At 58.4% G+C, this 12,054-nt stretch carries 14 protein-coding genes; 6 read left to right on the forward strand and 8 right to left on the reverse strand.

The genetic code is table 11. The annotated features are described in order from the left end of the window. Nucleotides 1-254 precede the first annotated feature (254 nt). Complete coding sequence (locus ACZM8Y_RS11635) at nt 255-1,154, reverse strand: sulfite exporter TauE/SafE family protein (RefSeq protein ID WP_479859516.1); 900 nt, start codon at nt 1,152-1,154, stop codon at nt 255-257. Nucleotide 1,155: 1 nt separating this feature from the next. Beyond that, nucleotides 1,156-2,082, reverse strand: coding sequence for an RluA family pseudouridine synthase (locus ACZM8Y_RS11640; protein ID WP_479859517.1), 927 nt, complete (start codon nt 2,080-2,082; stop codon nt 1,156-1,158). 87 nt (nt 2,083-2,169) lie between these two features. Between ACZM8Y_RS11640 and ACZM8Y_RS11645 the strand changes: the two genes are divergently transcribed. After that, nucleotides 2,170-2,361 (forward strand): hypothetical protein, encoded by a 192-nt coding sequence (locus ACZM8Y_RS11645; RefSeq protein WP_479859518.1) that lies wholly within the window; start codon nt 2,170-2,172, stop codon nt 2,359-2,361. A 235-nt stretch (nt 2,362-2,596) separates the two neighbouring features. Here ACZM8Y_RS11645 and argJ read toward each other — a convergent pair whose 3' ends face one another. Continuing rightward, a complete protein-coding gene (gene argJ, locus ACZM8Y_RS11650) occupies nt 2,597-3,781 on the reverse strand; it encodes a bifunctional glutamate N-acetyltransferase/amino-acid acetyltransferase ArgJ (RefSeq protein ID WP_479859519.1) in 1,185 nt (394 codons plus the stop codon). 193 nt (nt 3,782-3,974) lie between these two features. On the opposite strand from argJ, the gene ACZM8Y_RS11655 reads away from it, so the two are divergent. The 4 genes from ACZM8Y_RS11655 (at nt 3,975) to ACZM8Y_RS11670 (ending at nt 7,804) form a co-directional block, all read left to right on the forward strand. Then, entirely contained in the window at nt 3,975-4,790 is an 816-nt protein-coding gene (locus ACZM8Y_RS11655) for a dihydroorotate dehydrogenase electron transfer subunit (protein WP_302554432.1), read from the forward strand. A gap of 2 nt (nt 4,791-4,792) precedes the next feature. Beyond that, nucleotides 4,793-5,737 (forward strand): dihydroorotate dehydrogenase, encoded by a 945-nt coding sequence (locus ACZM8Y_RS11660; RefSeq protein WP_302554433.1) that lies wholly within the window; start codon nt 4,793-4,795, stop codon nt 5,735-5,737. A 364-nt stretch (nt 5,738-6,101) separates the two neighbouring features. Next, entirely contained in the window at nt 6,102-6,638 is a 537-nt protein-coding gene (gene yjgA / locus ACZM8Y_RS11665; protein WP_302554434.1) for a ribosome biogenesis factor YjgA, read from the forward strand. Continuing rightward, nucleotides 6,635-7,804: a BaiN/RdsA family NAD(P)/FAD-dependent oxidoreductase gene (locus tag ACZM8Y_RS11670; protein ID WP_482330741.1), complete on the forward strand. Its 1,170-nt coding sequence runs from the start codon at nt 6,635-6,637 to the stop codon at nt 7,802-7,804. Before yjgA ends, ACZM8Y_RS11670 begins: the two co-directional genes overlap by 4 nt. 6 nt (nt 7,805-7,810) lie before the next feature. Here the strand turns inward: ACZM8Y_RS11670 and ACZM8Y_RS11675 are convergent, their stop codons facing one another. Both ACZM8Y_RS11675 and ACZM8Y_RS11680 read right to left on the reverse strand, forming a co-directional pair. Continuing rightward, the gene (locus tag ACZM8Y_RS11675) at nt 7,811-8,251 is read right to left on the reverse strand and encodes a class I SAM-dependent methyltransferase (protein ID WP_482330789.1); all 441 of its coding nucleotides are present in this window, start codon (nt 8,249-8,251) and stop codon (nt 7,811-7,813) included. After that, nucleotides 8,239-8,568 carry a hypothetical protein gene (locus ACZM8Y_RS11680; RefSeq protein ID WP_482330745.1) on the reverse strand — a complete coding sequence of 110 codons (330 nt, stop codon included), beginning with the start codon at nt 8,566-8,568 and terminating at the stop codon, nt 8,239-8,241. The genes ACZM8Y_RS11675 and ACZM8Y_RS11680 overlap by 13 nt, the downstream gene beginning before the upstream one ends. 232 nt (nt 8,569-8,800) lie before the next feature. On the opposite strand from ACZM8Y_RS11680, the gene ACZM8Y_RS11685 reads away from it, so the two are divergent. Then, on the forward strand, nt 8,801-9,403 hold the full coding sequence (locus tag ACZM8Y_RS11685) for an HD domain-containing protein (protein WP_482330747.1): 603 nt from the start codon (nt 8,801-8,803) through the stop codon (nt 9,401-9,403). A gap of 562 nt (nt 9,404-9,965) precedes the next feature. Here ACZM8Y_RS11685 and ACZM8Y_RS11690 read toward each other — a convergent pair. The 3 genes from ACZM8Y_RS11690 to ACZM8Y_RS11700 all read right to left on the reverse strand — a co-directional run bounded on the left by ACZM8Y_RS11690 (nt 9,966) and on the right by ACZM8Y_RS11700 (nt 11,999). Next, nucleotides 9,966-10,133 carry a hypothetical protein gene (locus tag ACZM8Y_RS11690; RefSeq protein ID WP_337431090.1) on the reverse strand — a complete coding sequence of 56 codons (168 nt, stop codon included), beginning with the start codon at nt 10,131-10,133 and terminating at the stop codon, nt 9,966-9,968. A 232-nt stretch (nt 10,134-10,365) separates the two neighbouring features. Further along, nucleotides 10,366-11,463: a tRNA preQ1(34) S-adenosylmethionine ribosyltransferase-isomerase QueA gene (queA, locus tag ACZM8Y_RS11695; protein WP_302553251.1), complete on the reverse strand. Its 1,098-nt coding sequence runs from the start codon at nt 11,461-11,463 to the stop codon at nt 10,366-10,368. A 305-nt stretch (nt 11,464-11,768) separates the two neighbouring features. Further along, the gene (locus ACZM8Y_RS11700; RefSeq protein WP_482330750.1) at nt 11,769-11,999 is read right to left on the reverse strand and encodes a hypothetical protein; all 231 of its coding nucleotides are present in this window, start codon (nt 11,997-11,999) and stop codon (nt 11,769-11,771) included. Between the last annotated feature and the right edge of the window lie 55 nt (nt 12,000-12,054).

Raw genomic sequence — 12,054 nt, forward strand, 5'->3', positions numbered from 1 at the left:
ACAAAAAATGAGAGAGGCCCACATCACTAGACGTGAAACGAGCTTTTATCTATTCATGATTTTCATTGAAAAAATCAGCAACCGTAAACTTAAACACAGCCTATAATAAAACCTCATCCTTCCATCCGACAGGGACTCCCTGTGCGCGGCCTCCCCACCAGTCGAAAGTTTTTGGAGGGAGAGGGGAGGGGTTTGGGGAGGGGAGAGGGGGCCTTTTTTCAAAAAGGGCCCCTCTCCCCTCCCCAATATTCCCTTCACCCCCTCACGAATTCCACAAAATACGCAATGACGGTGCCCAAAAGGATGACGACAAGCATCCACTTGAGAAGCACGGGCGAGATGCACTTCTGAAATTTTGCGCCGAAATACATGCCGAGCAACCCGCCGAGGCTGAGAAGCAGGGCCATGCCCCAGTCGGGGGCAATGCTCAGGTCGGGATAAAGGGGCGAAATGGCTATGTAGAAAAGGACGCCGGCCAGCGCATTGACGAAGGTCGCCGCCAGCGTCGCCCCCGCCACCGTGTAGATGGGCAGATGGAAGACGGAAACGAGAAACGGCGCGATGATCGCCCCGCCGCCGATGCCGTAGATGCCCCCGACAAGGCCGACCGCAATGGAATAGAATAAGAGGATCGGCACGGAAAAGGAATAGAGATACCCGTCAAACGTGTAGGATACGTGGGACAGGTTCCGCTCCACAACCTCGACATGGGGCTTGGGCGGGGCTTGTTCGTATCTTGGGGCGGGCTTGAAGCGCATCCATCCGAGCAGGTCGCGGATCATTTCCAGACCGATGCCGAGCAGCACAAGCGCCACGAACAGCTTGAAAGGCCGGACATCAGCCAGCCAGTTGATGCGGACGATGCCGCCGATGACGACCCCCGGCACGGCCCCGGCCATGACAATCCACGACAGCGGCCAGAGCATCCGTTTTTCGCGGTAATAGCGGAACACGCCGCCCGGATTGGCAAAGACGTTGTAGAGCTGGTTCGTCGCGCTGACCGAGGTGTTGGTGTAGCCAAGGAACGTCATCTGAAAAGGCAGCAGCAGGAACGCGCCGGAAATCCCGCCCATCGACGTGAAGAAGGAGACGACGAACGCGACCAGCGGCGGCACGAGCGGCGAAACTTCGATTTCCGCAGTAGGGAAATACATCTCAGGCATCCTCCCATTCGGGCGGCAGGTGCGCAACGCGCCACGGGCCGGCCCACGGCGGCAAGGCCGTATAGGTTTCCTTTCCCACCCGCAGCCGCACGGCATGGAGCTTGAGCCCATCCCCGCAGCGCGGGCCTCCGTATTTCACATCCCCCACGAGCGGAAAACCCCGCTCCGAAAGCTGTACGCGGATCTGATGCGTCCGCCCCGTATGCAGGCGGATCAAGACAAGGCTCCGGCCTTCACGCACGGCCAGGCAGCGGACCGTCAGGCTCGCGTTTTTTTCGCCGGGCTCACCCGCGCGGGATTTCCCGGCAACGACCTTTTCGCGGCCCTGTGCGCCGACCGTGCGTTTTGCCAGATGATCCTCAAGGCGTTTCGGGCGGCTCCACGGGCACTCCCCCTGCACCCATGCAAGGTAGTCCTTGGCGACGCTCCCGTCATGGGCCGCCAGCGCATCCGAAAGGCGGCGCACGGCGGCATAGGTCTTGCCCACCAGCAGCAGGCCGGAGGTATCCCGATCCAGCCGGTGCACAGGGGCGGGGATAAAAGGCGATCCGGCAAACGCCGCTTCAAGCCGGGCCGTCAGGCTGTCCGTATGCCCCGTGCCCGGATGCACGGGCAGGCCGGACGGCTTGCAGAACACGATGACGTCATCCGTCTCCGCAACGATGGGGGGCAATTCCACGCCGCCCGACGGCGCGGAGGCGCGTTCCGTTTTCGCCCCGGCCCCGGCAAAGGGTGGAACCCGGATTTCGTCGCCCAGTTCCACCCGGTCGAACGGTTTGGCGCGCCCGCCGTTGATCCGAACCTGCCCGGTACGGATCCAGCGATGCAGGACGCCCTGCGGCTCATCAAAACGCCGGGACAGGAACTGAAGCAGCTTTTGCCCGGCTTCCGCCGCCGTCACTTGCAATGGTTCAGGCATGATATTCCTTAAAAAATGGCCCCTCTGGAGGGGGTTCGCTTCCCTTCCCCCAGCATGCCCATTCGGGAAAGGCTGTGGAGGGTTCCCGTGCCGATGCGCAAGCCAGCGTTGTACATCCTTGGCGATGATCTTTTCCAAGGGTTCCTGTGCCTGCGCATAAACCGGAATCTCCCGCCCGCCGACAACGCTCCTGACGGGCGGGAGGCTGGGCAGGGCATCCTGTCGGCCCGGCTCACAATCGAAACCGGCGAAACCGATGCCCGCCTGCAAAAACATTGAAGCATGAGGGCATTCCTTACGAGGAGGCACCTTTCCGTGAAAAGGAGTATCCCCCACCTCTCTTCCTTTTGAAGCGCGCCGTATCCCCAAAGCAACCTGCACCGGAAAAACTGCGGGGAGGGGCCGGCATCCTTTGAAAGGGAGGGGAGCCCTGACGGAATGTTGGGGAGGAAAACGTTTCTGGAAAATGTCCCCTCCCCAACATGGGTTCACGTCATGTAAAAAAGCATCCGCCCTAACTGCGGTAGTCGGCGTTGACGTTCACATACTCATGCCCAAGGTCGGAAGCGAGCAGCGTATAGCTGCCGGAACCGGAACCCAGCACGATGTCGATGGGCAGATCGCGCTGCTTGAGGGGCTCTTCAAGCAGGGCATCGAAATCCAGATCCGTGGGCTGCCCCTTGCGGAACAGCTCTACGCCGCACAGGGTCACCACCACATCGTCGGGGTTGAAATCCGCCCCGCTGCGGCCCACGGCGGCGACGATGCGCCCCCAGTTGGCGTCGCGCCCGTACAGGGCCGTCTTCACCAATTGGGAATGCCCCACCGTCCGGGCCACGCGCTCGGCGTCGGCGTCGGATGCCGCCCCGGTCACATGAATGCGGGCGACCTTGGACGCGCCCTCGCCGTCCTTCACCAGCATATAGGCCAGATCCCCAAGCACGGAAGTCAGCGCGGCGGACAGGGCCTTGATCGCTTCCCCGCCGGACGCGGGCACGCCCGATGCGCCGTTGGCAAGGCCATACAGCGTGTCGTTCGTGGAGGTGTCGCCGTCCACGGTCACGCGGTTGAAGGTCAGATCCACGGCGTCGCGCAACATTTTCTGCCAGACGGGGGCTTCCACCTGCGCGTCACACAGCACGACGGACAGCATGGTCGCCATGTTGGGGCAGATCATGCCCGCGCCCTTTGCCATGCCCACGAGCCTTACCACGCCGCCGGGAAGGGAGACTTCGCGGTGCGAAATCTTGTGGAAGGCGTCCGTGGTCATAATCGCCTTGGCAAAATCCTCCGGGGTCGCCTTGCCGAGGTTGGCGGCGAGGGCGGGGGCGGCCTTCTCCCAAAGATCCATCTTGAGCTGCGCGCCGATGACGCCCGTGGACGCGGGCAGGACATCCGACGCTTCAAGCCCAAGGGCGCCGGCCACCAGTTCTTGGGTTGTGCGGCAGTTCCGCATGCCTTCATCGCCGGTGCAGGCGTTGGCCTGCCCGGAATTGATCACCACGGCACGGGCGGCGGGGCGCCCGGCGAGCATGGCCTTGGCGACGAGGACGGGCGCCGCCGGGAAACGGTTCTGCGTAAACGTCCCTGCGGCGACGGCGGGGACGTCGCTGACGAGAAGGGCGAGATCCGCACGGCCTTCCTTGCGGAACCCGGCGCATACTGTAGCGAAACGAAAGCCTTTGGGAGCGATGGACATGTTGCAATCCTCACAAACAGATAGATATAAAAGAAAAGTATGCCACGCTTGCATTGCACAATCAAATAAAACCGGAACCCCCATCCCGGCGAAATTCAAGGGAATTGCAAAAGAATTCTCTAGCCCCTTGACCGTAGGGGGGCATACGCACTACAAAACCCCAAAGCACTTGTATTAGACAGGAAGTTCGCACATGAGTCAGTCCGCGTTTTACGACCTGGCGGTTATTGATAATGTTCCCTTCGGACTCACCGGATCGCAGGGACGTTTTTTTGCCCTGCGCCTCGAACGGCCCGACTGGAAGAGTTGGGCGCCGGGACAATTCGTCATGCTCCGCCCTCAGGGCTGGGCGCTCGATATGCCTTGGGCCCGTCCGTTCTCCATCTGCCGGGTGAGCACCAATGAGCTCGTCATCTTTTTTCAGGTGGCCGGCAGAGGCACCGAAAAAATGGCCAAACTCCGGCGCGGCGACAAGGTGCACCTCTGGGGGCCCCTCGGAAACCGTTTCGCCGTGGAAGGCGGAACCCCGACGCTGCTCCTCGCGGGCGGCATCGGCATCGCGCCCTTCGTCGGGTATGCGGAACGCCACCCCACGCCGGGCGTCCTTTCGATGGTCTTCGGCCACCGCCTGCCCGAAGACTGCTATCCTGTGGAAAGCCTCGGGGAACGCATCGACGTGGAATCCTTCCATGAGAACACCGGCGAAGATCTTGAGTGGTTCCTCAACCATGTCCGCTCGCGCATCGAAGCCTATGCCGAACGCAACGGCCTCGTGCTCGCCTGCGGCCCGGCCCCGTTCCTCAAGGCGGTGCAGGGGTTCGCGCTGGAGGCCAAGGCGCGCTGCCAGCTTTCCCTGGAAAGCCGCATGGCTTGCGGCGTAGGCGCCTGCCTCGGCTGCGTCACCAAGACGACGGAAAAGTGGCCCGTCGAAGAAAAGGCCGGAACACCCGTGCAGACATGCACGCATGGGCCCGTGTTCTGGGCCGATCAGATCACCTTGGAGGCTTAGCCATGGAACGCTTCACCGTACGACTTTCTTCATCCCATAAGCCTTCCGGGAACACGAGGCCGCTTGTCTTCAAGAACCCCGTCCTGACGGCCTCCGGCACGTTCGGATACGGCGTCGAGTTCGCCGGTTACGGCGATCTCACGCACCTCGGCGGCATCGTGGTCAAAGGGCTTTCCCTGAAGCCGCGCCCCGGCAATCCGCTGCCCCGCGTGGCGGAAACCCCCTGCGGCATGCTCAATGCCGTGGGCTTGCAGAACGACGGCGTGGAATCCTTCCTCAAGAGCAAGCTGCCCCGCCTGCCGTGGCATGAAACGCCGGTCATCGCCAACCTGTACGCCACCTCCCCCGCTGAATTCGCGGAGCTGGCGGGCATCCTCGCCGCCGAGGAAGGCATTGCCGGACTGGAAGTGAACATCTCCTGCCCCAATGTGAAAAACGGGGGCGTGCTGTTCGGGCAGGATCCGGCCCTCGCCGCCGAAGTGACCGAAGCGGTCAAAAAACATGCGGGGAACCTGCCCGTCATTGTGAAGCTGTCGCCCAACGTGACGGACATCACCGTCATCGCCAAGGCCGCTGAACAGGCCGGGGCCGACGCCATTTCCTGCATCAACACCATCACCGGCATGGGCGTCGACGTGAAGACGCGCAAGCCCCTGCTCGCCAATGTGGTGGGCGGGCTCTCCGGCCCCGCCGTAAAGCCCGTGGCCCTGCGCTGCGTCTGGCAGGTCTGCAACGCCGTCAAGATCCCGGTCATCGGCATCGGCGGCATCACCTGCGCACAGGATGTTCTGGAATTTATCCTCGTCGGCGCGTACGCGGTGGAAGTCGGGACCATGAATTTCGTCCGCCCCGACGCCGCCTTCAGGATCGCCGAAGAGCTCCCCCATCTGTGCCAGCAGCTCGGCATCAAGAACCTCGCCGAGTTCCGCGGCACGCTGCAACTGTAATTGATTGATGCGCAAAGATGGGAGGGGCGGGGGAACCTTTCTGAAGAAAGGCTTCCCCCGCCCCTCCCATACCCTCCCCACCCCTTCCAAAGACTTTTGCCCTTGGAGGCAGCGAAACGCCGCCGGTGAAGGGTAAGCGTCGAAGCCATTCTAGTGACTAGATGGTTACTTTGATGGGCTGAAGGAAGGGCCCGTATGCGCCCTCCCCGCCAATCGGCGTTTTACGGGGGAGGGCCGGGGGAACATGGCTTTCGCAAAAGGCTGCATTGAAATGTACGGCTGATATCATTTTGCGGTATGCCAGTTTCCCTCTACAAATAATAAAACGCCCTCCTCCTGCAACTTCCAACCCTACCGACACGCCATGCCGCCGAAAAAACGTTACCAGTGGGATACAAAAGGTTCCGAGATTGAGGATGACCGCCCCAGCCGCTCTCAGAAAAAACGCGACAGTACCGCTCTCCAACATATGGGTGAAGAACTCACCCGCCTCAGCCCATCCGTACTCGCCAAGATGCCGATCTCGCCCAATATCCGCGAAGCCGTCCTTGAATGGCAGCGCCTCGGCTCACACGAAGGCCGCCGCAGGCAGTTGCAGTACATCGGGCGCCTGATGCGCGAAGAGGCTGATCCGCAGGCCGTGCGCGGCGCTCTGGATGCCATCAGGCTTGGGCATGCGGGCGAAACCGCCAGCTTCAAGCGTTCCGAAAAACTGCGGGATGACCTCATGATCGCCACCGATGCGGAAATGGATGCGCTGCTTGCCGCCTTCCCCGCCGAAGACGCCGCCGAGATCCGCGGCCTCACGGCAAAGGCCCGCAACGAACGCGAGCACAGCCGCCCTCCGCACGCTTACCGGGCGTTGTTCCGTAAGCTCAAAAGCCTTCAGGCCGAACAATGATCCGCGACGCCGTCATCCTCGGAGCCGGGGCCGCCGGGCTCATGTGCGCCATGACCGCCGGACGCCGGGGCTTCTCCTGCGCCGTCATCGACCATAGCCCAGTTGCGGGGCGCAAAGTGCGCCTTGCCGGAGGCGGCAAGGGTAATGTTACCAATCGGCATATATCTTCGGAATGGTATGTGGGTAAGCAGAAGGGTTTTCCTGATGTCCTGCTCAAACGCTGTCCGACGGATTTTGTCCTGAATATGTTAACGGACTTCAACATAGCATGGGAAGAACGCGACTACGGGCAAATCTTCTGTACGGTACAGGCGGCCCGGCTTGTGGAGTCGATGGTTGCCGCCTGCCGCAGTGCGGGGGCGGAACTGCTGCTGAACCGCACGTTCGGCGGAATCCGGTATGAAGACGGCTTGTTCATTGTGGAAACGTCCGGCGGCATCCTTCGGGCCCCGCGCCTTGTCATCGCTACGGGAAGCCCCGCATGGCCCGCTTGCGGGGCAACGGATGGGGGGATGCGCCTGGCCCGCCAATGGGGGCATAAGGTCGTTCCTGTGCGTCCGGTGCTGGCTCCGTTGCTGCTCCCCGAATCATGGCCCCTGCACGGCCTCGCGGGCGTAAGCCTGCCCGCCGCCGTATCCGTGGGCGGGCGGGCTTTCCGCTATCCGCTCCTGTTCACCCACAAGGGGCTCAGCGGCCCCGCCACCCTTCAGGCTTCCTGTTTCTGGCGGCAGGGCGAAGCGCTGCATATCGACTTTCTGCCCGGTCACCCCGCCTTGGAGCTTATGCACCACCCCGGACACGGCAAGAATACGGTTTTGGGCCTGTTCAAAAAGGTGCTCCCCTCCCGTCTGGCGGAACGGCTCATACCGGAATCGCTGGCCTCAAAAAAAGTCGCCCAGCTTGCCAAAAAAGATAGGGAGCACCTTGCGTCGGCAATACATGACCATACGGTAACACCAAGCCGTTCGGAAGGCATGGGGCACGCCGAAGCCGCAGCCGGGGGCGTGGATACGGGAGACGTAAACCCGCGCACGCTTGAAAGCCGCAGACAGCCCGGCCTGTACTTCGCCGGAGAAGTGCTCGACGTCACAGGGTTACTCGGCGGTTACAACCTGCACTGGGCATGGGCTTCGGGCAAAGCGGTCGGGGAAGGCTGGAAGAAATAGCCCCGGTCAGTCGAAACGGAAATCAAGCACCTTATGCCCCACACGAACGTTGTAGCGGCAAGGGAAAATACGGGACTTCACTTCATTGAAATCGCCGTGCGGCCAGTCGTTGAAAAAAAGATACATCCTGCCGCCGGGAGCAATGTAGTTTTCCGCAATATCGTCAAGGAAGAAGAGCCAATCCTTCCGCTCCCAGCGTCCCGTCCATTCGCCATTTTTTTCCAGTTCATGAAAACAGATGGCAAAAGCGGTGATATAATCGAAACGGCGTTCTACGGGCGGCAGGGGCTGCTGAGGCTCAATTCTGTGCACTATACGGGGGATATGGAAACGGGGGATCAGGTAATCGAAGATGGCGACACCCGAAAGATCCATTCCCGTCACATCGTATCCCAGCCGTTTACACAGCAGGCAGAAAAAACCGGCTCCGCAGCCTATATCCAGCAGATTCTTTTTTCCGGAAGGAAGGAAGGAAGGAAGGAAGGAAGGAAGGAAGGAAGCCCCAGCCTGTAGATACGGCGCAAATTGATGGCAAAGTACCTCTCAAAATCCGTATACTTTGCATAAGTCCGGCCTTCCGGGAAAAGTTCTTTCGCCTCGCGCTGCAATGCGGCCAACTCTGGCTCTTGTATGAGGGCGGCGGCTTCTTTCTTCGCCTTTTGCTTCCAGAAAAATTCCCTCGGATCCTTCAAATAGCTCAGGGCATTTCCCAGCCGCTCGTGAAGATAACCAGAATCGCGAAAATATCTTTCAATGCCACTCACTTGTGATTTCCTCCAGACTCGTTATAGAAAGAAAAAAATGGCTCTGTTATAGTTTGTGGTTGTTTCATCTCCACAGTGCGGTGAAAATACAGCCTTTTTATCCGGTTTTCCCCTTGGCGGGATCCACGGCTAAGGTATTTTTCCAGTTATCCCTTTGGAACTTCAAGGAAAAAAGCATCAACCATTTTCTATAACACAGCCAAAAAAATAACAGATAACACCGGGTGTGTCCATGTCAGCAGAACAACTCAAGCAACGGGACGCCATGCAGCGGCTCACGGATTTTCTCAACGAGGTGGGGATGCTCCGCCACACGCCCCGGAGCGGCTATAAGTTCCTTGGTTCCGGCCGGGAAACCGTGGCCGAGCATTCGCACCGGACGGCCGTCATCGGTTACGCATTGGCCCAAAAAACAGGAGCGGACGCGGCCCGCACCGTCATGCTGTGCCTCTTCCATGACCTGCCGGAAGCCCGTACGGGCGACTTCAATTATGTGAACCGCCTCTACGATACCTCGCGCGAACGCGACGCCCTTGAGGACGCTGTAGAAGGCACGGGGCTGGAAGAAGACATCATGTCCATATGGGACGAACATGCGGGCCGCGCCACGCCCGAATCGCTGCTTGCCCATGACGCCGACCAGCTTGATCTGATCCTCAACCTGAAACGCGAAAGCGATCTTGGGAACCGCTACGCCGACAAATGGCTCGAAAGCGCCGTAGAGCGGCTGCGCACGGATATCGCCAAAGAACTGGCTCAAACGATCCTCAAAACCGATCACACGGATTGGTGGTATCTCGGCCCCGACCGCAACTGGTGGGAAAGGAAAAGCTGACCCTCCCCCTTCCCTCCCCCATAGGAAAAAAGCCTCCGTACGGAGGCTTTTTTATTACAGTAGGATACGCCATCGTGTTCCTTACTTTCAGCTAATGTGCATAACGCTGTTCATAAAATGTTCGTAAATAACATAACAAACTAAAATAAAAAGATATTATAACCTATCTCCATAAAACTTTTCCGGCATCCCCGTAAAATGCTTCTGGCAAGAAGAAGAAGAAGAAGAAGAAGAAGAAGAAGAAGATACTCCGCGTCTTGTTCGTAACTCTGTTCTTTTTCTGTGCATAACTCAAAGAATACATTGAAATAAAAAGACAAATAAAAATATATCATCAAATCAGCCCCAAATGCCGCTCTCTCCGCTCAGTTCTGTTCATAATTCTGAGCATAATCTGTTCATAACTACAATAACCATATAAAATAATAACTATTATTTAATTTAAAAAGATACGGAATCAACCGCAAAAAAAGCCCTCCTTTTCTGCAAAAGGAAGGCTTTCCGCTTTTTGTGCATAATGTTGTTTATATCCTGTTCCTAAATCAAACAGCCATTATGAATCTCAACATTTTTTATCGTTTTCACGGCGTAGCTCGGCTTCGTGAAGCTCCTTTGGAAGCGCTTCAAGCCCGTCCGCCTCAGGGCGCATTACGATGCCGTGCCGCTTGGCAAGCCATAAAATCCCTACAGTAAAGGCCAGCACGATGATAAGAATAAGAGTTTCTACCATGACGCCTACTTAACGATGAGATGCTTGTCATCCTTCCTGGCTTCCGCACGGGGAACCGCCCGGACGCCTCAGCCGCAGGGTATGATATCCAACCCCGCCTTCTTTGCCAGCCGCAGCACCACCAGCACCGCGGCGATGGCCAATATCAAAAAAAGCGCTTCCCACATACGGCCTCCCTTGTGACAGGTTGCTGGTCTTCCCAAAGATAAGGCAGGGAAACATTTTGGCAAATTCAGCGGATGAGCATGGCGTCGCCGTAGGAGAAAAAGCGGTATTCCATCTTCACGGCCTCGGCATATGTCTCAAGCATCCGTTCCCGGCCCGTCAGCGCCGAGACGAGCATCAACAGCGTGGATTCGGGCAGGTGGAAGTTGGTTATCAGGCCGTCAAGGACATGAAACCTGTATCCGGGCCAAATGAAGCAGTTGATCCAGCCTTGATGCGCCGTCAGCTCACCCCCATGCGCACCGGCCACACCTTCAAGCGTCCGGGCGGAAGTGGTGCCTACGGCGATGACGGGCCGCCCTTCGGCCTTCGCCTTTCCAATGGCGTCCACCGTGGCTTGCGGCACTTCCACGAACTCCTCATGCATGACGTGCCCGCGGATATCCTCGCAGCGTACGGGGCTGAACGTGCCGTATCCGACATGAAGGGTCACCTCAGCCCATTCGACGCCCGCAGAGGCCATTTGCGCGCGCAATTCCGGGGTGAAATGCAGGCCCGCCGTAGGCGCGGCTACGGAACCGGCCTTGTCGTCCCTGGCGTAAACGGTCTGGTACGTCCCCCGATCCTCCTTCGTATCCTCGCGCTTGATATACGGCGGCAGCGGCAAATGCCCCCGTGCTTCAAAAAGCGCACGGATATCGCCTGTCCAGTGCAGCCGCACCCGATGCCGCCCGAATTCCCCCTTGGCAAGGACTTCCACACGCAGATCATCCCCGAAGGCAAGGAAATCCCCTATCCGGGCGTTCTTGGCGGGCTTGAGCAGCCCGTCGGCCTCCGCGCAATGCCAGCCGTCCCCTTCCCCATGCCGTTCCAACAGGGGCATGGGTGTAAGCAGCAGAAACTCCATCTTGCCGCCCGATGGCCGCTGGCCGAGCATCCTCGCGGGAACCACACGGGAATTGTTGGCTATGAGCAGCGTCCCCTTCGGCAAGTATTCGAGCAGATGGGAAAAAAAGGTATGCGTGCGCTTCCCCGTATCACGATCCAGCACGAGAAGCCGCGATGCCCCCCGTTCACCGGGGTGCTGGGCTATACGTTCGGGAGGCAGTTCGTAACGGTAGGAAGAGAGGAGAAAATCGGCTTCGGATTGTGGGATGGAATACATGGAAATCCTTGTGGTTTGCCTTTGAAAAAGGCCGCGTCATAGGAAACGGTTGATGCTTTATTCCTTGAAGTTCCAAAGGAATAACGGATAAGCCCCAAACATGGGGGCCATCATTGGAAAAAATGGATAAAAAGTCTATATTTTCAGTATACTGTTGAAATAAAAAAGCTCTGTCGCAGTATGTGGTTGTTTCATCTCCACAGTGCGGTGAAAAATACAGCCTTTTTCTCCGGTTTTCCCCTTGGCGGGATCTACGGCTAAGGCATTTTATCGGCTAATCCTTTGGAACTTCAAGGAAAAAAGCATCAGCCATTTTCTATAACGCAGCCTAAAAAAACAACCAGATGCCATAACTGGGCCTTGAAAAAAGCGGCCCGCAGGTGCGGATGGGCGCTTTCCTCGCGGGCATCCTGATGCGGGGTTTCCTTGAAAAAGGCTTTCATAGCGTAGCGAAAGGCCCATTTTATCACCCAAGCCGCACTTGCGGAAGGCCCAAAAAAAGGAACCCCTCGGTTCCTTTTTTCAGCATCCTCCAAAGAATCTTTTTCTTATATCATTTAAATTGATTATTATTTTGTAAAGAAAAAACAT

It is taken from the genome of Bilophila sp. (genome assembly GCF_057864385.1).